Origin of the sequence: Echinicola rosea (assembly GCF_005281475.1) — a bacterium.
Taxonomy (GTDB): Bacteria; Bacteroidota; Bacteroidia; order Cytophagales; family Cyclobacteriaceae; genus Echinicola; species Echinicola rosea.
Genome location: NZ_CP040106.1, coordinates 4,149,625 through 4,174,870, shown reverse-complemented (window position 1 = coordinate 4,174,870; position 25,246 = coordinate 4,149,625). Strand labels below are relative to the sequence as shown.

The following is a 25,246-nucleotide window of genomic DNA, read 5'->3' as shown; positions in this document are numbered from 1 at the left end:
AGTATCATGAACAGACAGGCTATCGTCACGCTTAAACCGAACAAAAAAATGAAACAATTGAGTTTGTTATTCCTATTTATGGCTTTTGTGTCTTGTGGGCAAAAGGAGTTGCCCTTTGGGCAATACCAAGAGGCCATTTCATTAAATGGGACTTGGCAATTTTTGGCTTCCAATAATATAGGAAAAGACCAATTGCTGACTGCTGATTATTCTTCTTGGGACACCTTAAAAGTACCAGGCAACTGGGATACTAGGTCCCGCTATGCGGACTTTGTGGGGCGAGGCTTTTACAGGAAGGAATTTCAAATCCCTGATGACTGGAGGGGTAAACATGTCAGGGTGCATTTTGGTGCTGTTTACCAAACATCCAAAGTTTGGCTTAATGGTCAATTCTTAGGTGAGCATGTGGGAGGCTATACGCCCTTTGGATTCAATGTCACTGATGTTATAAAGCGTGAGGGAAGCAATTCATTGGTCGTGATGGCAGATAACTCCTATAACCGTGGAGCTTGGTGGCCGTGGGGAGGCATAAGCCGAGAGGTAACCCTAGAGGCGCATGAACCGATAAGGCTTGTGAGCCAACATATTTCTGCCATACCCGATTTTGAGCGTGATGAAGTGCAATTTGCCATTAGATATAGGCTGAAAAATAACAGTTCAAAAACCGTTAAAGCTGATATAAGGGCCACGATTGATCAGCAGCAGGATACCGTTTATGCGACCAAAGATGTGGCGCCTGGGGAGGAGGTCTTTTCGGAAATAAAATTCAATAGGAGCTTGGCCGATTACAAATTGTGGTGTGTAGATGCGCCGAACCTTTATTCCTTGACCAGTCAAGTGACCGTGGATGGCAAAACAGTAGACCTGGATACGGATAAGTTTGGCATTAGGAAGTTTGAAGTCAGGGGAGAACAGTTTTTCCTTAACAATAAACCAGTACGCCTGAATGGTGTGAACCGTGTGCATGATCACCCATCCTATGGCAATACCGAACCGGACCCCTTGGTGCGTAAAGACATGATGGACATTAAGTATAACCTTGGGGGAGATTTTGCCCGTCTGATGCATGCTCCCTATTCAGAAAACTTGCTTGACCTTTGCGACAGTATAGGGTTTCTGTTGGTAGGTGAAATTCCCGTGTGGGGCGATGATGATCCTCAGGCTTTCCCTGATAACCCACTGACCAAACAATGGCTCAAGGAAATGGTGGAGCGGGATTATAACCATCCTAGTGTAGTCGCCTGGAGCGTGGGAAACGAGCTCCGTGACCCAAAAGGAGAATGGTCCGAAAAAGCAATGACCACTGCCCAGTATAAGTATGTCAATTCCATGCTCGATTATGTAGAAAAACTTGACGCTACTAGACTGAAGACTTACGTGACGATAACTTCATACCGTCAAGGTGAGGTGGGAACAGAACCTTATGAAAAAGTGGATTTTATCTCCATGAATTCCTACGGCGAGGCGATGAAGCTTGCACAGAAGACCCATGAGAAATTTCCGGGTAAGCCCATCTTCATTTCAGAAATCGGTAAAAGCCAAATAGGGCCTGCCCCTGCTGCGGAATTAAGTGAAGAGCTAGTCACCGAACTAAAAGGCTTAAAAAACCTGCCGTATGTCACAGGTTTTTCCATTTGGAGTTATAATGACTACCGCAGCAAATACAAAGGAACCCCTGCCACTGGCTTTAGGGAGTGGGGAGTGGTCAATGAACGCAGAGAAAGAAAAAAGGCCTATTACCAGCTTAAAGAGGTTTTCTCATTTTGGGAGAAATAGGTTTTGTTTCAGGAATTTCAGCTAAAAAATAATGTGGAAAATAATGAAACTGAAAATATGAAAAAAATAAAAGTGGGATTGGTACTAATGGCCCTGTTTTTATCTACCAGCACCATGGCCCAAAAAGGCTTGGATTTCACCAAGCTGTTACCTGAAGAATGGAGCAAGTCAACTATTATCAGTGAGGAGAATTATAATGTTTGGGGAACCAATATCGTCAAGGGGAAGGATGGTAAATATCATGCGATCTATTCACGTTGGCCGAAAAGTAGAGGGCACCATGGCTGGGTGACACACTCTGAGATTGCTCATGCTGTTTCGGATAAACTGACTGGTCCTTATGAGTTTAGGAATGTCGTGCTGCCTGCTCGGGGAAAGCAGTATTGGGATGGCGATTGCACGCATAATCCCCATATAATGGAACATGAAGGGAAGTATTATCTTTATTATATGGGGAATAGAGGCAGCGGTTTTTGGGACGGTACACCTGCAGACCGTATGCCATCCATTTCAGATGATGAAGAATGGTGGGTAAACAGGAACAATCAGCGTATAGGCCTGGCGATAGCAGATGACCTGAATGGAGATTGGAAACGTTTTGATCAGCCGCTGATAAATGTGGTAGAGGGGAGGAAAATGGTTTCCACACCAGTGGTCTCCCAACGACTTGATGGACAATTTTTAATGACCTATAAATATGTCAAGGATGATGGTAGTGAGAGAGGGGGAAGGGTAGTACACGTTACGGCTATCAGCCGGGAACCAGAAGGTCCATTTGTCGATACCGATATTCCATTTATCACCCACCCTACTGCTTCTTTTGCAATTGACGACCACTTGGAGTGGGTCTATAACGGGAATTATTATTGTTTGGCAAAAGATTCAAGAGGTGTATGGTCGGACCATCCTGAGGGAAGTACGATGTTGTTTGAATCCGATGATATGGGGCTGGATTGGAAACCCGCTAAAAACTTTCTGGTGATTGAGGCAGGTGAGATCAAGTGGACAGATGGAACTACTACTAAAACAAAGCGCACGGCAGATATGCCCAAATTCTACATGGAAGATGGTATCCCCAAGGCCTTAATTGTAGCGGTTCTGCCGAAGGACAGTGAAGATTCATATTCCGTAGTAATCCCATTGAAAACTCCTGAGCCTGGAACAGAAGCCTTTCCATACCAAGTAACGGAGTATTCTGACGATTATGAATTAAGTGCAGCAATCGATAGGAGTTTTAACCAGTACCCTTCCCATGTAAATGCGGAAAATGAGTTATACAGCCAATTTCGATATACCAAATTAACAGGTTTCGATTATAATGATGGCGATGCTACCGTAACCAGGAGGGATCCTTCCAAGATTTTGTTTGAAAACGGGAAGTATTATGTCTGGTATACGAAGCGTGATACGCCAATTCCTCCAGTAGGAAGGTTTTCAAACGATTATAAAATAATGGAAACCTCGGAAGACGGTTTGGTTTGGAATGATACCATACCCACGACGGATTGGGACTTGGGCGAAATTTGGTATGCTACCAGTGAGGATGGTTTTCATTGGGAAGAGCAAGGGGTGGCAGTTGCTCGTCCAGCGTATCCCACTCCGGGTTGGAGGGCAGTGGCGACCCCGGATATTTTGAAGTTCAAGGGGAAATATTATTTGTATTCATTGGTGTCCGGTAAAAAATAAATGAAAGAGGGCCAGTCCATTGCTGAACCAGCCCATTGTGGCTACTTTTGAGTTACGACACAAAAAAGTTAAGCCATGGGCAAAAGTAGTAATTTTAGCGGACAGCCGATATTCAATCAGTTAATAAAGTTCATTGACAAGGGGGAGGTAAGGGAGATAGCCCGCAGGCATAATGCGGAGCGTTATGTGAAGAAGTTCACGACTTATAACCACTTGATAGTAATGCTGTTTGTAGCATTTGAGGGCTATCATTCCATTCGTGAGACACTTGTCGGTTTGTTGGCCAATGCCCATAGATTGGCCCATTTGGGTCTGAACTATGTGGTAAGGCGGAGTACGTTATCAGAAGCCAACAAACGACGTGTGAGCGATGTGTTCGCCGATATATACATGAGTGTGTACCAAAGGCATGGTGACAGTTTAACGGACAGCCGGTTGAAGGATGCTGATATGAAGAGGCTCTATATTATGGATTCTACCACCATTAGTCTGTTCAAGGATATTCTCAAGGGAGTAGGCAGGAACCCGAAAACGGGCAAAAAGAAAGGAGGTATTAAGGCCCACACCATCATCAGGGCGAGTGACCATGTTCCTTATCTTGTCCGTTACAGTGCGGCTGTCCGACATGACCATACCTTCCTGAATGAGGTTTTCAACCTGCCCGGGGGCTCTATCATCACTTTTGATAAGGGATATGTGGATTATGGAAAATATGAGGTCCTGACCGAAAGCGGGATATGGTATGTGACCAGGTTAAAAGACAATGCTGTCTATCAGGCCCGAAAGGAGTTTAATATTCCTGATCGGGCAGATTCCGGAGTACTCAAGGATGAAGAAATCATCTTACGATATGGCAAGAACAAGCAACAGGAGCACCGTTCCAGGAGAATAGCCTATTGGGACAGCAAAAGTGAACGCCCGTTTGAGTTCATTACCAATAATTTTGAGATGGCAGCAGAGAAGATAGCACTCATCTATAAAAGACGCTGGCAGATAGAGCTATTATTCAAACAGCTTAAGCAGAACTTCCCTTTAAAGTACTTCTTGGGCGACAATGAAAATGCCATAGAAATACAGATATGGTCGGCCATGTTGGCCAATCTCCTTTTGACCTTGATCAAAAGCCAGGTCAAAAGGAAATGGGCTTTCTCCAACTTGGTATCCCTGGTCAGACAGCAATTAATGAATTATATCAGCTTGTATAGGTTCCTGGAGGATCCGGAAGGAAGCTGGAGAGCCATCATACAAGAAGATATTTTGAAAAATCAAAACACACTGTTCCCTGAGATGAGGGGGGCTTGCCCCTGACGAAAAATAAATAACCACTTTGTAATCAAGAGGTTGAAAATTGAATTTAACTAATATCCGGGTTTACCGGACAACAATGATTTGTATTACCAAGCATTTACGGAACCAAGTGGGGTAAGGGGAGACTATTGTCCTGTTGGAGTGGCCTATGCTGACAGTATAGATGGGCCATGGACTCATGTTGATGATGTGGTCATCCCTACGGGCAATAAGGGAGAATGGGACCAATTTGCTATTCAGGCACCTACCCCATTGATACATGATGGAAAAATCTATGTGTATTACAAAGCAGCATTTAACCGACCCCATACCGTTTGGAGTGGCATAGGGTTGGCCATTGCGGAAGATCCTTTAGGTCCATTTGTAAAACACGACTTAAATCCCGTTCAAAACTCAGGCCACGAGATTTGCTTTTTCCCATGGAAAGAAGGAGTGGCATCATTGACAATAAGAGATGGTAGTGAGCATTTTACCATTCAGTACGCTAAAGATTGGGTCAATTTTGAAGTAATGTCCATAACCGAGTTTATGCCTACGGGACCAAATGCCTATATACCCGATGCCTTTGCTGACAACAAAAATGGAAGAGGGATTACTTGGGGAATCGGTCACTTTATAAATTTTAGGGGCAAAGATAATGACAGATGGCATTCAGAACTGTATCGGTTTGATTGTGATTTAAGTTTGGATGTACATGATCCCGAAATGAAAGACCATAACTATCGATTGTCTCCGGAAATTTATTTTCAGTTTGGACTGACAGATAAACAAAGAAAACGTATTGAAGAATCCAATAAACGACAGAATAAATGATCAAAAATATGCTAATAGTGGGTGTGATGGTCTTGGTCGCATGTCAATCTCCTGATAAAAATACTGCAAGTCAAAATAGGGAACAAACTCCTTTTCCTTATACCATCACTGAAGATACCAAATACCGGCAGCTAAGTGCGGCCATGAAGCGGAGTTTTCATGATTATAGCGCTATCCATCCGCGAAACAATGAATTATACTCCCAGTTCAAATATACTGAGCTCAAGGGGTTTGATTATAACGGCCATGATGGGACGATCTCAAGACGGGATCCATCCAAGGTGATCTTTGAGAATGGCCAATATTATGTCTGGTACACCAAGAGGGATACTCCAGTTATTCCTGTAGGCGCAAGCAATGCCGATCAAAGCAATGATACTATTCCTTCGACTGATTGGGATCTGGCTGAAATATGGTATGCAACCAGTAAGGATGGGTTTCACTGGGAAGAGCAGGGAGTAGCAGTACCACGTCCTCCTAAGCCCGAGGTGGGCTGGCGGTCGGTATCGACCACAGATATTCTTAAATGGAAGGGGAAATATTATCTCTATTATCAAGGTTTTATGGAGGCCAGTGGAAAGCGGGGGGATTATTGTCCCGTGACCGTTTCCTATGCGGATTCGCCTGATGGTCCATGGACGGCTTCGGGCAAAGTGGTGATCGAAAATGGCCCCGAAGGATCTTGGGACCAATATGCCATCCACGATCCATACCCATTGGTGCATGATGGTAAAATTTACATTTATTATAAATCCGCATTTAACAGACCGAATCCGGTTTGGGTTGGAGGGGGATTGGTCACTGGGACAGATCCGCTTGGCCCCTTTGAAAAACATCCTCTAAATCCATTGACGAGTTCGGGGCACGAGGTGACGATGTTCCCCTTCAAAGAAGGCCTAGGCGCCATTGTGGCAAAGGACGGCACCGAGCACTTTACCATCCAATACGCTGAAGATTGGGTCAATTTTGAAATTGCCTCAATTGGCGAATTGGTGCCTGTAGCGGCTGGGCCATTTGTGCCGGATGCTTATACCAATACGGACTACGGTCGCGGAATCACTTGGGGCCTTTCACATTTTGTAAATGCCGGAACCTATGGCGTGAACCCCCATTCCATCCTTACGCGGTTTGATTGTGACCTGAGCTTGGATGTGGACGATCCGCAGATGAAGGAAACGGGTATCCGTCATGACTTGGACGTTTATTATAGTCAGGGATTGTCCAAGGATCAAAGAAAGCGGATTGAAGAACAAAATTTGAAACTACAAAAATAGGCCTGTGGAAGCCCATCCACCAGTCAATTACTTAAACCCAAAATATTGAAATGAACATACATCATTCAATCGTAATAGGAGTGATTTGCATGGTGCTACAATCTTGCAATCAACCCGGTTCCAAACTCAACGAACCTGCCGAAGAGATATCCGAGCATAAGGTTTTTCCCCATAAAATGCCTAAAGAAAAACCAAATTTTCCACTAAGCTCCGCAATTGAGCGGATGTTTAACTATCCAGCACCAAGGGCGCAGGACAATGAGTTGTTCACCCAGTTTAAATATACCCGATTGGAAGGTTTCGATTATAGCAATGGGGATGGCACCATTTCCCGTCGTGATCCTTCCCGTCCCATTAAGGTGGATGGTAAGTTCTATATTTATTATACCAAGAGACACACCGAAGTTCCTCCGATTGGTTGGGACAAAGCAGAACAGGCAACAGATCAAATCCCCTCCACTGACTGGGATTTATGTGATATTTGGTATGCTACCAGTGATGATGGTTTCAGGTGGAAGGAGCAGGGCGTAGCGGTGTCCAGACCACCGAAACCGGAGTTGGGCTGGCGGTCAGTTGCCACACCCGATATACTGATATGGGAGGAGAAATTCTACTTGTATTTTCAGGCCTTCAATGAACCTAGTGGGACACGTGGTGACTGGTGTCCGATTTCAATGGCTTACGCAGACTCCCCGAATGGGCCATGGACCATGGTGGGTGAACCTGTAGTTCCGTTTGGCAAAAAGGGGGATTGGGACCAAGACCAGACCCAAGATCCACACCCAATTGTATATAATGGCAAAATTCACTTGTATTACAAAGCCGCATATAACAAATGGCCAGACAAGCGAGATGAATATGCCGTTGCCCATGGACTAGCGATCGCTGATGATCCTTATGGCCCCTTTGAGAAGCACACTCTCAACCCTGTGTTAAATTCAGGGCATGAAACGACCTATTTTCCATTTAAAGAAGGAATCGCTGCCTTAGCGATTAAGGATGGGAATGAAGCACAAACCATGCAGTATGCCGAAGATGGAGTGAATTTTAATATTGCCAGTACTGTGGAGCTTACCCCTACAGCTGCAGGGTTTTACACACCTGATGCATTTACTGATACAGATTATGGACGAGGGGTAACTTGGGGTGTTTGCCATTTTATCAATGCTGCTACTGATAGGAATAAGCAACACTCCATTATAGCTAGGGTAGATGCGGATTTAAGCTTAGATGTGGATGAACCTACGTTTAAATCAACCGGAGTTTGGCATAGGCCAGAGGTGTATTTCAAGCAAGGATTGGGCAGTTTGAGGAAAAAAAGAGAAGAAAGAGCAGTTGCTCCTTAAAAAAACATGAGTTTGGAACCCGGTACCGTTACGATGAAGGATGATTTAAGGTATTTGCAAGTTTTTTTCCATGGCCAGGGAGGCTATTTTGGAGCAAAATTGACCATGTCATTCATAGTTATATTCTTTGCAACCTTTGCAAAACTTACGGCACAAGAAAAACCCAACATCCTTTTTATCATGTCTGATGATCATGCTGCCCATGCCATTGGGGCGTATGGGGGAAGGTTGTCGGTATTGGACCCAACCCCAACTATTGATATGCTGGCCTCTGAAGGAATGCTCTTTGAAAATGCCTTCAGTACCAATTCGATATGTACACCGAGCCGGGCCACGATCCTTTCCGGTCAATACTCCCAAACCAATGGGGTGCTGGATTTGCATGATTTTCTTCCAGAGAAAAAACAATATCTTCCGCAACTTTTAAAAAAGCAGGGATATGAGACTGCGGTAATCGGTAAGTGGCATTTAAAAGAAGCTCCTGAAAGTTTTGATTATTATGAGGTGCTTCCCTTACAGGGAGATTATCATAATCCCCAGCTGATTTCCAGAAAAGGTAAAATAAGAAAGACCATTAAATTTGGAAGATATGGAGCTCACGAGGTTTTAGTGGATGAGTTCGAAGGCCATTCCTCTGATGTCATCACTGACCGCTCGATCGAATGGTTAAAGCATTCACGTGACCGGTCAAAGCCATTTCTACTGATGCATCATTTTAAGGCTCCACATGGGATGTTTGAATTTGCTCCTCGATATTCAGCATACCTAGAGGATAGTTATATTCCAGAGCCAGCAAGTCTTTATCAGCGGGGAAATCATGGTTCCATTGCCACCAGAGGTGAAAATGACAGATTGATCCATGACATTGGGTCATCAGTAGGAATGCGTAATACTATTCGTGGCATGGGAAGAAGTCTACAAATGGGTTTGGATCCTGACGATCCCCAATATGTCCATAAAGCCTATCAAGAATACCTTAAGCGTTATCTCCGCTGTGTAAAGGGAGTAGATGATAACATTAAGCGTTTAATTAATTTTTTAAAGAAAGAAGGGTTATATGACAATACGGTGATTATCTATACTTCTGACCAAGGAATGATGTTGGGAGAACATGATTATGTGGATAAGCGCTGGATGTATGAGGAAAGTATGCGGATGCCATTTATCGTTCACTTTCCAAAAAAATATAGGGGAGGAATAAAAACAGATTTATTGATCAACAATACAGATTTTGCCCCGAGTATTTTGGAAATGGCCGGTGCTACAGTACCAGAGTATATGCAAGGCAAAAGCTTTAAACAGGTGTTGGAAACTGGAAAAGAACCTGAAGGGTGGCGTTCAGCTACGTATTACCGATATTGGATGCACATGGGAAGCAGGCATGCAAATCCAGCACATTTTGGAATTCGGACAAAGGAATTTAAGCTTATTTTTTATTACGGAAAGTACTATAAACCCAAAGATGATATAGAGCAGGACGGATGGGGGAGATATGATTTTGATACTCCGGTAGCATGGGAATTTTATGACCTAAGGAGAGATCCTGAAGAAATGCAAAATGAATATCACAATCCAGATTATAAAGGTATCATCGGGGAATTAAAAAAAGAACTCAAGGCTCAACGAAAAAAACTGAACGAAGAGGATGACCATTATCCCCATCTTCAAGAACTGATCGAAATGCATTGGAATGACTAGACAAATATCCATTATGAAGAAAAACATACTATATCTACCCATTTTATTCTTGTTTACTTGCATTATCCCAAAGGAGGTGAGGTGTCAAGAAATCTCACTAAATGGCAAATGGAAGTTTTACACGATTTATGGCGAGGGCTCCAATTACCTCAATATAGAAGAACGTGAATCAGATATTGTCATAGATAATGTAGATGAGAATGTCGAAATGAAAGGGGATTGGGAGGTTTCGAAAGTAGGTGAGCGGAATTCCCGGTTTTATGGAGAGGATTATGCACAACATTACTTTTCCTTGACTGATCTAGATGCCGGTAATGTTCAGGACAGCTCGTATGTTCGGTTTTATCCTGAATTTAAAAAATCCGGTTACTACGAAGTGTTTACCATATTTCCCTTTTCATCCCACCTGACAGCCCAATACAACATCCAGCATGCAGATGGCATAACGACCAAATACCAAAGTCAGCGTGTCGTGTGTGGTGAGTGGGTGAGTCTGGGGATATATGATTTCAATCAAGCTGATGACAATTATGTGGAACTTACGGCTATTGTGAGCGGTGCTGTGGCGGCAGATGCTGTGATGTTTCGTGAAATTTCTGAGGAAGAGTTCATAAGAGCCAAGTCAGAGCCTGATCGTGTCCATTTGAAAGATTTTGATGATTCAGAATGGGATGACCTCACCGTCCCGGGACACTGGGGAATGATCAATGACTTTTCTAATTATACTGGGATTGGCTGGTACCGAAAGCATATCGACTTGCCCGATGGCTGGCAAAAGACAAATAGTAAGCGTTATTACCTGAAATTCGGAGGTGTCTATCACCTGTCTAGGGTGTATCTCAATGGTCAGTATATCGGAATGAACCGTGGAGGATTTACGCCTTTTGAGTTTGATGTGACCGATGCGTTGAATTTTGAAGGTGAAAATGTTATCGCTGTACAAGCCGACAACAGTGCCATTGTAGGTGCTACTTGGAATTGGGGAGGGATCATCCGGGACGTGACGCTCACACAAGCCAATGCTGTACGAATCGACTATCAATACATGCATGCGGATCCAAATTTACAGGAAGGTACTGCTGAGCTTACGCTGAAGGTAAAAGTAGAGAATAATTCAAGTCAGGAACGATCCATAGCTGTGAAATCATCAGTTATGAATGGAGCTGATGAGTTAGCTACTTTGAGTGGTGAGCTTGTTCTTGTTCCTCATAGCACGGACCAGGTAACGCTTACGGCAACTTTAGATGCCAATGAGGTAGAGCTGTGGCACTTTGATAATCCCAAGCTGTATCAAGTTCAAACAGCGATTTCTGAGAGAGGTCAAACGCTAAGTACACAAGCCGATCAGTTTGGTATCCGTAAGGTTCAGCTGACTGATTCACAACTTTTGCTTAATGGGGAGGCCGTGCGTCTGGCGGGATTCAACCGGGTAAGTGAGAGCCGCTATTGGGGATCTTCTGAGCCGCTGGAAGTATTGGAGAGAGACGTGGATCTTATGAAAGAGTCCGGAGCCAATTTCATGCGCATCATGCATGGCACACAAAACGAAAAACTCATTGAGCTCTGTGATCAAAAGGGTATCCTGCTTTTTGAAGAGATCAATGTACGTGATTTGGACAATGATGAATTCCGCGCCAACTACTATCCGGTAGCTAAACTAGAAGAGGAACAAGGCATAAACCTAAATTGGGAGGAAGAAGAAATCCTGATGTTTGACGAGCCTTATGTGATGTTGAGAGAAGCACATGGGGTGGAGGTAAAAGAGAAAAACTACCTGCTTGCCAAGTACTGGCTCAAAGGAATGATAGAGCGCGATATCAACCACCCCAGTATTATCGGATGGAGCGTCGGCAATGAGCTCAATAATCACTATGCATATGGACGGGAGATGATCAAATATGTGAAAAACGAGCTGGATCCGTACCGACTGGTGACCTGCGTGAGCAATTCTGGGCAAAAAGAGGAATATACGCCGGAGACTGATCCCAATACCTTTGTGGACTTGATCATGCACAATATGTACCGGTGGCAAGGCAAACCTCAGGAGATATTGAATACCCTCAGGGAAAAGTGGCCCAATAAGCCCGTTTTTATTTCAGAATTTGGTTTTGACCCTTTTCCTTCCACTTCGCTGGACGGTGATAAAGAGGTGTTTTCAACGTGGATGGATCATTTTCGACAAAAAAATGAATTTGTGATTGGAACTTCCATGTGGACATTCAATGACTACCGAAGTGCTTATGCGGGTACCACTGCGGAAGAAAACAGGGTGTGGGGAGTCATCACCACCTGGAGGGAAAAAAGGAGGCTTTTTGATCGAATCCAGCGAGAGCACTCACCGGTAAAGGGCATAGAGGTATTTGATGTAGACTTCTCAAACGGCAAGGCTAATGTCAGCATGCCTATTCGTGATGTCAAAGGCTACCCAAGTTACACCATGCGGGATTACCGATTAGAATATGCATTTAGAGATACCTCTGGTAAAGTTGTTTTTGAAAATGCCTTACAGCTTCCCGACCTTGCGCCGCAGGATAAGAAATGGTATGGAGAGCTCACCTGGACTGGTTTGCCATCAGCCGTTCTTGACCTTACGCTCCGCTTAAAGGCACCTACAGGTTATACACGTTTGGTAAAAACCTTTTCTTTTAAACGAGCCAATACTCCGCAGATCAGTGAGGTAATTGCGGGAAGAAATAAAGCTAGAATATTCTTCGATCAGGTTCCAAACGCTACAGAATACTATGTGACTTACACTGATGGTGCTAAGGTAATGCAATCCGAGAAAACGATTGCCGATTTCATTGATGTCGGAGATCTTGATGCCGATAAGACTTATGAATTATCTCTTGTGGCGATCAATGATCAGGGAGAAAGTAAGCCTTCTGAGGCTGTAAAAGTAACCATGACAGAAAAGGTATTGCCACCGATAGTTTGGGATACATTCATTACTGATGGCAAGCTGGTGATTGGATATTCCAGTGACTTTACCGATGGTGACTACACGGTAAGGTATGGTACGGATCCAGAAAACCTGGATAAGACTTTCACCTCGAATGTCCGAGGGATGATGTCGATTGATTTAGCGGATGAGGAGAAGGTTTACTTTCAGATCAAACGAAATACCAATAAGCAGGAAAGCAAGTGGTCCAAATTGGAATTGGCAAAAGCTTCAAAATAAGGAACTATGAAAAAGAAACTAAAGAACATTGTACTTGTGATGATGGCAATTATAGCCATTTCATCATGTAGCCAGCAGCAGAAGCAATCTGCTACATCGAACGCTCAACATAAAACAGAGAAGTTCAAATTGGAATTAGGGCAACCCGCCTTGCATTCGAAATTTGAAGATGACAAATGGAGCATTTGGGGAGGATCTGTGATAAAAGGGCCAAATGGCCAGTATCATATGTTTTACTCACGCTGGAAAAAAGAGCTGGGCTGGGCATGGGAAACCGATTCGCAGATCGCTCATGCCGTGGCTGACAGCCCTTTCGGTCCGTTTAGGCACAAAGATGTTGCCCTTACTGTCCGTGGAAAAGAATTCTGGGATGGTTTGTGTACACACAATCCAACTGTTCACTTTTTTGATGGTAAATACTACCTCTATTACATGGGCAACACCGGCGATGGAAGGGTATATTCGACACCTAGGACGATAAAATTAAATCCCGTGCATAGAAACAACCAAAGGATCGGTGTAGCGGTGGCAGATAATCCCAACGGGCCATGGAGACGATTTGATACTCCCTTGATTGATGTAAGTCCCAATGAGGATGCTTTGGATGCTTTGATTACCAGTAACCCATCCATTACCAGAGGTCCAGACGGCAGATACCTGATGGTCTATAAGGCAGTGATGAAAAAAAAAGCCGGTGTTTGGGGTGGGCCTGTTGTGCACTGTGTAGCCACTTCAGACAGCCCCACAGGTCCATTCAAAAAACATGATAAGCCAGTATTCCAAGCCGAAGGGCATGATTTTCCTGCGGAGGATCCCTTTATTTGGTTTCAGGATGGTAAGTACCGTGCAATTGTAAAAGACATGCACGGTGCATTTACAGATGCTGGCAGAGCTCTGGTGCTCTTTGACTCTTCGGACGGTTTCGAATGGAAATTGGCTGATGATCCATTGGTTTCTACTTTGAAAATAGATTGGGCAGATGGAACTACTCAGGAAGTAGAACATTTGGAACGACCTCAGCTGTATATCGAGGAAGGAAAACCGGTGGCTCTACTCTGTGCCTCTGATATAAAGGATGAAAATGGCGTGTTACATTCTTTCAATGTTCAATTTCCAATAAGAACCACTAAATATGTGCCCTAAAAGGCTGGATGTTTTTTAAACCAGGGCTTAAGTTATGATGAGCCTTCCGAAAATTATATTGACCAATTCATTCTCATTTTCACATTCGTGGGTTTAGGGTTTAAAGTTCAAATGAAAGTTGCTATCCAAAAAATCTCTTTTCAAATGCAGTATATTCTTAAGTAGTGGTAGTGAAAAATATTGCACAAAATGAAGGGGTGAAGATCAATGCCAGTGGTGTGCTTCGTGATGATTTTAAGGTGTCTGATGTTGCCGATGGCTGGGGTGTCCCAGACAGAAGGAGAGAAATGGCTGGAGTTTGCCTGGCCTACAGTGCAGGAAATTGGTTAATAATGGATGGCAAAGTGGTAGTAACTGGAATGGGGGTAATTTCTGATTATAAAATCGAGGCATTTGTCGGTGGTGTATAGAAAGAAATTTAGATCATGCTGGCGAAATCACGGATGCCATGAACTGTACCAGCATGAAAATCGATTGGGTAAAGTACTATATGGAAAACAACTAATTGTGTGAATAGATGATGTATATGAAAAATAATAAATCGAAAAATGCTACGCTGATCTTGGTTTTAAGTACGTTACTTGTATTGACCAATTTTAGTGTATCCGCACAGGTGCCACATATTGTGAAGAAAAAATTCAAACTTGTCTGGGAAGATGATTTTAATTATCCTGATGCGCAGCTGGACGTAAATTGGGAAGCACAAAATGGTCCAAGTGGACATATCCTATGTAGCAGGTGGCGTGAAAATGCCGAAGTTAAGGACGGTATATTGTACCTCAAAAACAAGAAAGAGAATAGGGCAGGACAGGAATGGACTTCAGCAAGTATCTGGACCAGAAGGAAGTTTAAATATGGCTATTTTGAATGCCGCTATAAATATGCGGCAGCTGAAGCGACAAACAACTCGTTTTGGTTGATGACAAAGGGAGCTTCTCCAACTGAAGGTAAGCGGTTTGAGCTAGATATAAACGAAGGTCATTATCCTAATATGGTGAATACGAACATACATAATCACACCGACTTGGTGCTGACGGAAAGCGGTAAGAAAACAAGTATGCGAAACCCAGAAGCATTCACTTTTGAAAATATCGATTTCTCGAGAGAGTATCACACATTCGGATTGTTATGGGATGAAAAGGAACTTGTATTCTATATGGATGGAAAAGAAATTCGGAGGGTAACCAATGAATTTAGTTTTAGTGAAGTACCCATCTTTTTAAGCCTGGCCATTATCAAGTGGCATGGAACGGTGACGGACGCCATAGACGGTACGAGCATGAAAATCGATTGGGTGAGGTATTATCAGGAAAATAAGTAGTAGTTGATCGGACAATTGATCTGTAAAGAAATGGTTTGGAATGCTTTGTTAACTGAAAGGATAAAAGGAAATTTGATTATTCGCTTTCTTGACAGTAATTATTATTATCGCCGAGCCCACAGAAAACCCCGAATTAAACCCGCATTATGCACTAGCCTATCTATTGCGACCTGATCCGCCGCGGCGGACAAAATCAGTCGATCCGCTGCTGTTTTCGATTCTACCTGGCGGTAGACAGGTTCACCATCCGCCGCGGCGGATGATTCAATCTCCAAACAGCCTGATTTTCTTGTAGTTTCAGTTCTTCCCGATAGCTATTGGGACAGGCCATAACGATTCCTAATGCATAAAGCGGGCAATGTCGTTTAGTTAGTGTGTATCTGTAAATATTGGTTCTATTATTTTTCTTGCTAAATTCCAAGATGGTTTTAATCTCTTTACCTTTGTTACTTTTTTGCTTCAGGTCAAAAAAGTAACCAAAAAAATCCGCCGCTGTGCATCTATTGGCCTAAAATTAAAACCTTCCCTCATGCAGGCAAACTCCTCCTTTTCTAGCTGCCAACATTCTTTTTGGCTAGTATTTCGTCAAACAAGCCTGCCTTCTTGCCCACCCGCTTTTTAATTTCTTAACGCCCAATACCTGTAAGGCGGATCCATTTTGTACATGTTTTTAAAGTCCATGGATTAAAACCATAATTCTCTCAATGGACGATCTGTATTAGAAAATCTCCTTTACTAAACGACATTGAAAAAGCGGGTTAAACCAAGCTTTTCTGAGATTTCCGTGGTTTCTGTGAGGAACTAAGAGCCCATAAATCCTCAGTCAGGTTTTTTGAAATAGGGTGTAATGTATAGGTAATAAGCTCCAGCCAATAGCTGGTTTTCCATATCCAGCATTAAAGCTTTTACCGTAGCTTGACCTTTTTTTAGTTCTACATCAAACGTCAAAGAAGTGTCGTTTGAATCAACGGCCTTCGCCTCAGTGTATCCACCCACTTCAAGTTGAATGGTTTTTACAGGTAAAGGCTTCATTTGGTCTCCGTAAATAAGTTTATCAATTCCGCCATTCTTGTCCCATGCATCAATGGTTTTATGGAATCTTGGTACGCCAGAAATAGGTGCATTGGCCTCTTTAGGCCATCTCCTCACATCGAATCTGTACATTCCTTTTTGTGAAACATTGATCTCCCATGTGCCAACATTTGACGGTCCGGCAGCAACCTGAGCGTGGTTCCAGGGGACTTGGGGAAGATGCCAGTCTGAGGAAGTCAAGTAGGTTTCAGGGTCTGCTTCATGGCCTACAATATAGACTGGTTTGTCCCTATCGCCTGGACTTACGTTTTTCCAATAATTCACATGGTCATCCTGGATTGCTTTAACAATTTCAGGGTGGTCAGCAATGATATTGGTAGTTTGTGCTGGATCTTTTGATATATCATAGAGTTCTTGGTTATTGACCAATCTCCATTTGCCGTTCATCCCTACTGTGTTTACCCATTTTTTCGGTATAATTGTCCGCTGGGTTTCTACAAAAACCGTTCGATCGGAAAGAGGCTTTTCAGGGATAAACAGCTGCTCCTTAAAACTGCGGCCATCGAATGAAGGTTGTTTTTCCAAGTCTATTTGACAAAGATCCAACAGGGTAGGGAATAGGTCTATTTGTGCAGTAAGTTCTTTTACATCCGAGCCATGCTTTATTTGCCCATTGGGCCAATGAAGAAAAAATGGAACCCTATGGCCTCCCTCATAAACTTGCCCTTTATGGCCTCTCATTCCAGCATTGAACAGCTGCACACCATCTGTACCGCCATTGTCACTCATGAATATAATGATAGTATTCTCGGCCTGCCCTGTTTCCTTAAGTGCCTGCCTTAATCGCCCAATGTTAGCATCTATGCGCTTGATCCCAGCAAAAAAATAAGAAACATATTTAGGAACTTTCGGGTCAGCATGTTCTGCCATGGTCGTGTCCGGCAAAGTATGGGGACTATGGGGTAAATAGGTGGGTAAGTACACAAAAAACGGATCATCGGCGGATGTTTTTTCTGTGATAAAATCAATTGCCGCATTGTAAAAGACATCCGGTGCAAAACCATCTATTTGCACTCGTTCACCATTATGCCAATAATGATCGTTTACCCGGTCATTATCAAACCAATCGTCAGTGGTTCCTGTGCCACCATCTCCTTGACCCAGCCATTCATCAAATCCTCTGTCCATTGGGCGATAGGGATAGTTGGATCCCAAATGCCATTTTCCAAATAGGGCAGTTTGATATCCTGAGGATTTAAAAGCATCGGCCATGGTCATTTCAGTATCACGTAGGTGGTTTCCCCCTGCGATGGTATGCCATACACCAGCACGATGGGAGTATTTACCAGTCATCAGTGCTGCTCGAGTGGGGGCACAGGTGGGATCAACATGGAAGTCGGTAAATCGAACCGACTCATGGAATAACGTATCAATGTTAGGGGTTTTGATAAACTTGTTTCCATGACAACTCAGGTCACCGTAGCCTTGATCATCAGTCAGGATGATCATAACATTGGGACGTTTAGGGGCTGGTGATTTAGAGGAGCACCCGCCAATTGTCAAGGATAGAAGTATAGCTAACAAGCTTTTATAGGTGTCGTAGCATAAACTCTCCATGTCATATTTGTTTAATGCACTGATAAGTTATTGGTCTGCGGTTTTGCTTTATTGATTTTAAAAACCAATGCATGTTTCAAATCAGTATCTTTAGGTAACTTGATGGATGTCCCGCCTGCTGATTGCTCAAACTCAATGTTGCCATTATAGCCCAATAGCTGGATGGAGGAGATGTCAATTTCAGAATTTGTTAGGTATTTTATCTGCACATCTTCAGTAGGAGGTACAAGTACGGTGGCGTAAAGTGTACCTTTATTGGTAGTAAAGCGGATATCCTTTTGGGTAAAGCCTTTGTTTTTGTTTTCTGATAGGTGGCCGGTCGCAGTTCTGGTCGGCCCTTCTCCAAAAACTTCCCAGTAGGTAGAACCATAAACCGCTTCTCCATTTACTTCCAGCCACTGACCAATTTCCAAAAGTGTTTTTTTCTGATCTTCTGGGATGATACCGTCTTTTCTAGGCCCGATATTAAGTAAAAGACACCCGTTCTTACTTACAATATCCATTAGGTCTGCTATTAGGCTTCCCGCGTCTTTTGGTATCCAATTCTTTGAGTAATACCACGAGTTTTTACCTATGGATGTATCGGTCTGCCAATAGTCTTTTCGCAAGGAGTCCATTTTGCTGCGTTCAAGGTCCAGCATATGGGTGCCTTCGGGATAAGATTTATAGTGCAGGTTCTTGGTTTGTAAAACCACTGATTTATTTCTTGTAATTCCGGAATTATAATAATAGGTAGCCAGCTTTTTATGGTATGGGGCAAATTCGGCCCGGTCGAGGTAAAAGTCAAACCAAAGAATATCAGGTTGATACTTGTCAATGATTTCCTTTGTTCTGGGCCACCATACATTGGCCAGCCATTCGCTACTTACCGAATCCCCCATAGTATGGGGAGGGCCATATAGGTCTGCGTATCGTGGATCTCCCGTGTCAAAATAGGGTTGTTGATTATAGTAGTTGTAGTTGAACGCTAGGTGTGAGCTTACTCCACAGATGAGTCCCTGTTTCTTGATCTCATCCGTTAGCTCTTTTAAAACATCTCTTTTGGGCCCCATATCCACGGCATTGTAAGGAGTAAGGGTAGATTCATAGAGTGCAAAACCATCATGATGCTCTGCTACCGGTATGACATATTGCGCTCCTGATTGTTTGAAAAGATTTACCCACGTTTTAGGATCAAAGTTTTCCATGGTCCAAAGGGGGATCATGTCCTTAAAACCAAAATCCTTTTGGTCACCAAACTTCTCCCTGTGATAGGCCACGGCCGGGTGGGCCTTGTTGTTGACCACTTTATTGGTTTGGGGGTTCACAATACCAGAATCCAAGTACATCCATCTTGGATACCAATCAGTATAACGTTCTGCTACTGAATTGGGACCCCAGTGAATAAAGATGCCAAACTTAGCGTCCTTCATCCATTGTGGAATTTCGTAATTTTTAAGGCTTTCCCAATTTTCCTCGTACATTTCCACCTGAGTGCCTTCTTTGGATAGGTTGTTTTGATTTTTAGCCTGACAGGCTAGGGTAAAGGACAGTATCAAGAGCGGAATTATTTTTTTCATTTAATGTCAAGTTTAGGTTATTCAGTGGGGAGTTCAGGGCTTTCGCTGAATCTTGAAAACGCAGGCAAAATTACCATGATAATCATCTGGCATTTGTAGCGTAAGGTCATAGGGGTTGTGTTCATATTTAATGGCAGCATCACTACCAAGGAGCTCTATTGATAGGATATCACCTGGATATAATCTTGCATTGCTGCCCAGTGAATGAATAACAACTTCCCCTTTGGGAATACCCAAGCAGATAGCGTATAATAGGTTGTCCTTTTGGGTAAACCTGAAATCCAGTTCATTGTAACTGGCATTGTCCTCCTTTTCTGAATAATGTCCAGTTTGTGGTAAATTAGAAGGACCTTCACCATAAATACTCCATGGCATGGTACCATAAATGGCCTCTCCATTTAGCTTTAGCCAATCTCCAACCTGATATAATTCATCTTTTATGAATTGCGCAAAAGTACCATCGGGTTTAGGAGGGACATTCAATAGTAGTATTCCGTTTTTTGACGTTATATCCACTAACATATCTATAAGTAAATCAGCTTTTTTTATGTCCATGTTTGGCTTGTACCACCAACTGACCGGATGACATATATCAATGTCTGTCATCCACGTATCATATGCCAGTTTGTCTATCAGTCCGTTTTCAAAATTTCTCATGCCAATTCCCGGAGGAATATCATGTTCTTTGTAGACGAACTCAACTTCTTTATTACTTTTAAGGCCGTTGTTAAAAAAATGGCTTAAATAAAGCCTTTGTCTCCTTTCGTCAAAACCATTAAAATATAGACTGTCAGAAATGGCTTTTCCGTTTTTGAATTTCCCGACATTATGGGACCATACTGTCCCCCCAAAGGAAACATCCGTCCAGCTAATATCCGGACTATATTTATCGATAGCTTCCTTCATTTTTTTTAGCCATAAATCTCTATAAGGTTCCGAAAACTTAGACTGTTTCTCTACATGGTCTTTCCACGGGGTGAACCTGGTGATATCTTGGTCATGGGGTGGACCATAAAGCTCATAGAATTCCGGCATTCCACGCCCTGGGTTTTCATTATCAAGAAGAGCATTATACCAATAACCGGGATGAAACGACATCAAAAATTTCATGTTCTTTTTTGTGATTTCTTTTTTTAACAAACCGGTTACATCCTGTTTGGGTCCGATATCAACTACATCAAGTTTGGTTATATCGCTGTCCCAGTGCACCATTCCACTACCATGCCATGCTACTGGTCCGGCAAATTTGGCCCCCGATCTTTTAAATAATTCTGCCCATTTTTTGGCATCAAAATTTTCAAATGTGAATTCATTAATAAGTTCATGTTTGTATTTGTTTCCATTTCCTTCTTTGAATTGCATACTTTCCAAAGAAAAATGAGTGTAAATGCCAAACTTTGCATCCTTAAGCCATTGTGGGGTTTGATGACGTTGGAGGGAAGTCCAGGTTGGAGTATATAGGGGGAAGTCTTCGTTTTCTGTTTCTTTTTTTGCTGCGTTTTGTGTACAACTTAGCGACAAAAAAAGTAAGATGATGATACTTGTATTTTTGATCATAACGTTTAAATTTTGACCATACTTTGCCATTTTTCTTGAATAGAGCTCCCCTGACTGGTTTGTTGGAATTTTGCCACGTATTCCTGCCATTCATTTTCACGAGGCATTTTTTGCCAAGTGGGGCTGACCTTTTCAAGGTCAAAACCTGGCACAGTATCCATAATCAGGAACGCACGATTTTCATATAAGTAAATTTCCATGTCCTTCACACCGATGGTTTTTAAGTTATTGGTGATTTCCGGCCAGGCCATACCCATGGCATGCACCCTTTTATATTCATCAATCAGGGTTGGCTCCAATAGCAAAGTCCATACAAATCTTTTGTGCTTTCCTATGCTATTTTTTAATTGACCTTCTTCTGGAGAATAAACGTCTTGCTGTTCCAGTTCGAATATCCGTTCAAGAGGCTTACTCAACTGTGCAGAGGAGGTGCCATTTGCGGTCAATTTTTCTTGAAGTAATTGAAACGCTTTTATACGGTTCAGGGCTTTTAGGAGGGCTTTATTGTCCAAAATCGCTGAGGTGTCCAAAAGGATAAAATAATCCATTCCTTTTCTGTAGATTTTCAGGTCGTGTATTTCCTTCATTTCGGGTTTCTCCAAAAGACGATGCCAATCAGTACTTTCAAAAAATGCATTGATATTGCGGGGGACGGTTTGAATAAAATAGGTAAATCTCCTGAACTGTTTGGTGTTCATAATTAAGCTTCTTTGATTTTCACTTTATAACCTTCCATGGCAAAAAACAATAGGTAAACATAGCAGATCAATGGAACAATAAATGCATACTTGATCCCTGCTGTGTCAGATATGTAGCCCATAACGGGCGGAACGATAGCTCCTCCCACAATTCCCAATAGGAACACTGATGAACCTGTCTTGGTATACTCCTTCAGGTCCTGCATACTTAGACTGAAGATGATTGGGTAAATAATGGAGGTAAACAAGCCAACAGCGGATAAGCAGGCCAGTGAGAAATAGCCATTGGTAAAAATGGCGGCAGTAACCATGGTAAATGCACTGATTGAGGAAAATGCCAACACATGTTGGGGTTTGTATCGTTTAAGAATATACACGCCTAGGAGCCTGCCAATAAGCACCAAGGCCATATATGCAGTGATAAACTGCGCTGATTTTTGCTCTGTAAGCTCTGGTATCCTAAACCACTTGGCGTACCGGATGATGAAGCTCACGATACCTATTTCAGCACCTATATAAAAGAATTCAGCACCTATGCCGTATAGCGTATGCCGGAACCTTAAAATGTCTATAAGTGGTTTTTTGTCACCTCCTTGCTCATCTTTGATTTTTGGCAGTTTTATAAAAACTACCGTGATGGCCGTTAAAGCCAAAATGCCTCCAAGGATCAGGTATGGTGGCTTTACCAGATCGGCCTCAGAAGACAAAAAGGCTTCCAGCTCAACTTGGGTAAAAGCCTCGATGGTGGCTTGTGGTACATCCACTTCGTGCAGGAGTAGCAATGCCGCCAGTGAAGGTGCGATGGTGGCCCCAAGCGAGCCAATGGCTGCTGCCATACTCAATCGACTTGAAGCCCCTTCTGGATCACCTAGCTTAGTGATATAAGGCGAAGCGGTCACCTCCAACATGGCAAAACCAGCCGCCATGACAAACAGTGCCAGCAGAAAGAGCGGATAGATCCTTGTCTCTGCCGCCGGAAAGAATAGAAAAGCACCAAGTGCCGAAATGAACAGTCCTGTGATGATGCCCATGCGGTAGCCCTTTTTCTGAATGTACCAGCCTGCAGGTAAAGCCATGAGGAAGTATGCCCCGAAAAAGGCCGATTGTACCAGAGATGACTGGAAATCAGTAAGCTGACATGCTCGTTTAAGGTGAGGAATCAATACATCATTGATGTTGCGGCTTAGGTTCCAGAAGAACATCAGGGCCATAACAATGATAAGTGGCACCAGAAATCGACTATTGTTTGGTTTTTTTGGGGACATGGCTGTATGTTGTTTTTTAGTGTTCTATTATGGCCTTTATCAGGTCCGACCCATGTGCATAGAGTTTTTCAAAATCACTAGGTACCTGATCAAACTTGAGCCGGTGCGTGATATAGGTGGATGGATCTATATTACCTTCTTCTACCAGCTGGATGATTTTCGAAAAATCATGACTCATGGCTGCACGGCTGGCCATGAGAGTAATTTCCTTTTTGTGGAATGTGGGATCGTCAAATACAATATCACCTATAAAAAGGCCGATGAAGACGATAGTTCCTCCAGCAGCTACATAATCAAAGGTCTTCATCATGGACTGGGAACTGCCAGTGGCATCCAAAATGACCGTTGGCAAGTCACCATCCAATATTTCCAGTAATTTGGATTTTATATCGCTGTCAGCTGTAAGGGTTTCTTTTACACCGGTAATTTCCTTGCATATTTTAAGTTTGTTCTGATCAATATCCATCACCAGGACGCGGGCGCCCGTAAGCTGAGCAAACTGTGCGGTGCCAAGTCCGATTGGTCCCGCACCAATTACCAAAACGATATCTTCTTCTTTAATTCTTGCCCTATCTACCGCATGGCAACCTATGGCCAATGGTTCTATTAAAGCTAGCTGATCTTCAGAGAGCTTTGATGAAGTGTGCAAAAATTTAGCTGGATAGGTGAAGTATTCACACATGCCACCGTCCACGTGTACACCCAATACTTTAAGGTGTTCACCACAGTTGGTCTTGCCTCGGCGAACGGCCTGACCGATGATGTCATTATAGTAGGGCTCTACAGAGCAGTGGTCGCCGACCTTGACATTGTCCACTGCTTCACCGACCGCTACGACTTCCACCGCAAGCTCATGTCCTAGAATCCTTGGATATTGGAAAAATGGTTGGGTACCTTTGAATGCATGTAAATCCGTACCGCAGACTCCAATTTTTTTCACTTTCAATAACGCATTTTCAGGAGCCAACTGTTCTGCTGCGGGTTTTGGCACGTCAAGCATTTCCCATTTTTCTGGTTCGTTCAGTCTGATGGTTTTCATTTTAAGATCGTATTTGTGATTTGGTCAAAAACAACTTTTGGGAGCTTACCCTGCTTCCAATCTTCGATGGTGGTAGTTATTTGTTCAAGGTTTCTGGCTCCTACCACTACACGGTCTGCCTCTTCAATGGAAAATAAATAGCGTTGTGCTAGAGAGGACAGGGGCATGTTCTGCTCATCAGCGATTTTTTTGATAGCCTTGGCATTGTCTAAATCTGCTTGGATGATCCAGTTTCCATCTGCACCATCTTTTAGACATTGCTCATATCGGTTGCCCAATAGACCAAAATGAAGCGCAGAAGCTGCATAGTAGGCAATGTGTTCTTTTTTAAGTAGTTGAATATCTCCTTGAAATGTGGACAGGTTACAAGCGTCCATTTTCAAAAAACCCGAGACCACATCAAAGTTGTCTTTGGTGATATAAGGCAGAAATGCAACCGTGGGATTTCCTCCCACACCAATTTTCTTGACGAGTCCTTCTTCTTTGAAACGCTTTAGTGTGTCAAGGATAGCGTCAATATTTTCTAAGGGTACCAGTTGCGGTTCGTGGAGGAATAATAAGTCAACATGGTCCAGTCCAAGGGCTGTCAAACTATTTTCCAGACTTTTGGTCATCCCCTCACTAGAAAAGTCCAACTTGAAATCAAAGGCGTCTTCTCCTCTTAAGCGACCTACTTTTGTGCTTACGAATGGACGGGGGCCATTCCACTGAGCAAGTGCCCGACCAAGGATTTCTTGGGCATTTCCATAAGACGGGGCTGTATCGAAGACTGAAACACCATGTTCCAATGCATATAGTACAGCATCAATAGATTCGGACTCCTGCACAGAGCCCCAAACGCCTCCTAGGCCTGATGTTCCATAGACCAGTCTGCTCTGTCCATCAAAAGCCTTGCTGGTCAAATAATCGTCAATGTAAGTGGGGCTGTTCATGATG

18 protein-coding genes are annotated in these 25,246 nt (G+C 43.1%); 11 read left to right on the top strand and 7 right to left on the bottom strand.

What is annotated here, in order from left to right; all coding sequences use genetic code 11:
* The first annotated feature begins 48 nt into the window (after positions 1-48).
* From FDP09_RS16340 to FDP09_RS16290, 11 genes are all read left to right on the top strand, one after another.
* Entirely contained in the window at positions 49-1,776 is a 1,728-nt protein-coding gene (locus FDP09_RS16340; protein WP_137403686.1) for a glycoside hydrolase family 2 protein, read from the top strand.
* 57 nt (positions 1,777-1,833) lie between these two features.
* A complete protein-coding gene (locus FDP09_RS16335; RefSeq protein ID WP_137403685.1) occupies positions 1,834-3,462 on the top strand; it encodes a glycoside hydrolase family protein in 1,629 nt (542 codons plus the stop codon).
* A 75-nt stretch (positions 3,463-3,537) separates the two neighbouring features.
* On the top strand, positions 3,538-4,770 hold the full coding sequence (locus tag FDP09_RS16330) for an IS4 family transposase (RefSeq protein WP_137402859.1): 1,233 nt from the start codon (positions 3,538-3,540) through the stop codon (positions 4,768-4,770).
* A gap of 81 nt (positions 4,771-4,851) precedes the next feature.
* On the top strand, positions 4,852-5,583 hold the full coding sequence (locus FDP09_RS16325) for a glycoside hydrolase family protein (RefSeq protein ID WP_137403684.1): 732 nt from the start codon (positions 4,852-4,854) through the stop codon (positions 5,581-5,583).
* A complete protein-coding gene (locus FDP09_RS16320; protein WP_137403683.1) occupies positions 5,580-6,857 on the top strand; it encodes a glycoside hydrolase family 117 protein in 1,278 nt (425 codons plus the stop codon). The genes FDP09_RS16325 and FDP09_RS16320 overlap by 4 nt, the downstream gene beginning before the upstream one ends.
* A gap of 50 nt (positions 6,858-6,907) precedes the next feature.
* Positions 6,908-8,203: a glycoside hydrolase family 117 protein gene (locus tag FDP09_RS16315; protein ID WP_187328698.1), complete on the top strand. Its 1,296-nt coding sequence runs from the start codon at positions 6,908-6,910 to the stop codon at positions 8,201-8,203.
* Between the two features lie 6 nt (positions 8,204-8,209).
* Positions 8,210-9,901, top strand: a complete 1,692-nt coding sequence (locus tag FDP09_RS16310; protein ID WP_229683410.1) for a sulfatase family protein — start codon at positions 8,210-8,212, stop codon at positions 9,899-9,901.
* A 13-nt stretch (positions 9,902-9,914) separates the two neighbouring features.
* Positions 9,915-13,079 (top strand): glycoside hydrolase family 2 TIM barrel-domain containing protein, encoded by a 3,165-nt coding sequence (locus FDP09_RS16305; RefSeq protein WP_187328697.1) that lies wholly within the window; start codon positions 9,915-9,917, stop codon positions 13,077-13,079.
* A 6-nt stretch (positions 13,080-13,085) separates the two neighbouring features.
* Positions 13,086-14,222, top strand: coding sequence for a glycoside hydrolase family protein (locus tag FDP09_RS16300; RefSeq protein WP_222840294.1), 1,137 nt, complete (start codon positions 13,086-13,088; stop codon positions 14,220-14,222).
* 170 nt (positions 14,223-14,392) lie between these two features.
* Complete coding sequence (locus FDP09_RS16295; protein ID WP_137403681.1) at positions 14,393-14,632, top strand: hypothetical protein; 240 nt, start codon at positions 14,393-14,395, stop codon at positions 14,630-14,632.
* Positions 14,633-14,748: 116 nt separating this feature from the next.
* The gene (locus tag FDP09_RS16290) at positions 14,749-15,543 is read left to right on the top strand and encodes a glycoside hydrolase family 16 protein (protein ID WP_222840293.1); all 795 of its coding nucleotides are present in this window, start codon (positions 14,749-14,751) and stop codon (positions 15,541-15,543) included.
* Between the two features lie 819 nt (positions 15,544-16,362).
* Here FDP09_RS16290 and FDP09_RS16285 read toward each other — a convergent pair.
* The 7 genes from FDP09_RS16285 to FDP09_RS16255 form a co-directional block, all read right to left on the bottom strand.
* Complete coding sequence (locus FDP09_RS16285; RefSeq protein ID WP_229683411.1) at positions 16,363-18,084, bottom strand: arylsulfatase; 1,722 nt, start codon at positions 18,082-18,084, stop codon at positions 16,363-16,365.
* A 119-nt stretch (positions 18,085-18,203) separates the two neighbouring features.
* Positions 18,204-19,751 (bottom strand): alpha-L-fucosidase, encoded by a 1,548-nt coding sequence (locus tag FDP09_RS16280; protein ID WP_137403678.1) that lies wholly within the window; start codon positions 19,749-19,751, stop codon positions 18,204-18,206.
* Between the two features lie 33 nt (positions 19,752-19,784).
* Positions 19,785-21,398 carry an alpha-L-fucosidase gene (locus FDP09_RS16275; RefSeq protein WP_137403677.1) on the bottom strand — a complete coding sequence of 538 codons (1,614 nt, stop codon included), beginning with the start codon at positions 21,396-21,398 and terminating at the stop codon, positions 19,785-19,787.
* The gene (locus FDP09_RS16270) at positions 21,314-22,006 is read right to left on the bottom strand and encodes an L-rhamnose mutarotase (protein ID WP_137403676.1); all 693 of its coding nucleotides are present in this window, start codon (positions 22,004-22,006) and stop codon (positions 21,314-21,316) included. The genes FDP09_RS16275 and FDP09_RS16270 overlap by 85 nt, the downstream gene beginning before the upstream one ends.
* 2 nt (positions 22,007-22,008) lie before the next feature.
* On the bottom strand, positions 22,009-23,271 hold the full coding sequence (fucP, locus tag FDP09_RS16265; protein ID WP_137403675.1) for an L-fucose:H+ symporter permease: 1,263 nt from the start codon (positions 23,269-23,271) through the stop codon (positions 22,009-22,011).
* A gap of 16 nt (positions 23,272-23,287) precedes the next feature.
* Positions 23,288-24,310, bottom strand: a complete 1,023-nt coding sequence (locus FDP09_RS16260; protein ID WP_137403674.1) for a zinc-binding alcohol dehydrogenase family protein — start codon at positions 24,308-24,310, stop codon at positions 23,288-23,290.
* Positions 24,307-25,242 (bottom strand): aldo/keto reductase, encoded by a 936-nt coding sequence (locus FDP09_RS16255; RefSeq protein WP_137403673.1) that lies wholly within the window; start codon positions 25,240-25,242, stop codon positions 24,307-24,309. Before FDP09_RS16255 ends, FDP09_RS16260 begins: the two co-directional genes overlap by 4 nt.
* Positions 25,243-25,246: the final 4 nt, after the last annotated feature.

What these genes read in the sequence shown, in the direction of transcription:
- FDP09_RS16275 (WP_137403677.1), bottom strand. Translation starts at nt 21,398, where the DNA reads ATGGCAGGAATACGTGGCAAAATTCCAACAAACCAGTCAGGGGAGCTC.
- FDP09_RS16290 (WP_222840293.1), top strand. Translation starts at nt 14,749, where the DNA reads ATGAAAAATAATAAATCGAAAAATGCTACGCTGATCTTGGTTTTAAGT.
- FDP09_RS16285 (WP_229683411.1), bottom strand. Translation starts at nt 18,084, where the DNA reads ATGATCATCCTGACTGATGATCAAGGCTACGGTGACCTGAGTTGTCAT.
- FDP09_RS16255 (WP_137403673.1), bottom strand. Translation starts at nt 25,242, where the DNA reads ATGAACAGCCCCACTTACATTGACGATTATTTGACCAGCAAGGCTTTT.
- FDP09_RS16340 (WP_137403686.1), top strand. Translation starts at nt 49, where the DNA reads ATGAAACAATTGAGTTTGTTATTCCTATTTATGGCTTTTGTGTCTTGT.
- FDP09_RS16300 (WP_222840294.1), top strand. Translation starts at nt 13,086, where the DNA reads ATGAAAAAGAAACTAAAGAACATTGTACTTGTGATGATGGCAATTATA.
- FDP09_RS16305 (WP_187328697.1), top strand. Translation starts at nt 9,915, where the DNA reads ATGAAGAAAAACATACTATATCTACCCATTTTATTCTTGTTTACTTGC.
- FDP09_RS16335 (WP_137403685.1), top strand. Translation starts at nt 1,834, where the DNA reads ATGAAAAAAATAAAAGTGGGATTGGTACTAATGGCCCTGTTTTTATCT.
- FDP09_RS16315 (WP_187328698.1), top strand. Translation starts at nt 6,908, where the DNA reads ATGAACATACATCATTCAATCGTAATAGGAGTGATTTGCATGGTGCTA.
- fucP (WP_137403675.1), bottom strand. Translation starts at nt 23,271, where the DNA reads ATGTCCCCAAAAAAACCAAACAATAGTCGATTTCTGGTGCCACTTATC.
- FDP09_RS16280 (WP_137403678.1), bottom strand. Translation starts at nt 19,751, where the DNA reads ATGAAAAAAATAATTCCGCTCTTGATACTGTCCTTTACCCTAGCCTGT.
- FDP09_RS16310 (WP_229683410.1), top strand. Translation starts at nt 8,210, where the DNA reads ATGAGTTTGGAACCCGGTACCGTTACGATGAAGGATGATTTAAGGTAT.
- FDP09_RS16270 (WP_137403676.1), bottom strand. Translation starts at nt 22,006, where the DNA reads ATGAACACCAAACAGTTCAGGAGATTTACCTATTTTATTCAAACCGTC.
- FDP09_RS16260 (WP_137403674.1), bottom strand. Translation starts at nt 24,310, where the DNA reads ATGAAAACCATCAGACTGAACGAACCAGAAAAATGGGAAATGCTTGAC.
- FDP09_RS16330 (WP_137402859.1), top strand. Translation starts at nt 3,538, where the DNA reads ATGGGCAAAAGTAGTAATTTTAGCGGACAGCCGATATTCAATCAGTTA.
- FDP09_RS16320 (WP_137403683.1), top strand. Translation starts at nt 5,580, where the DNA reads ATGATCAAAAATATGCTAATAGTGGGTGTGATGGTCTTGGTCGCATGT.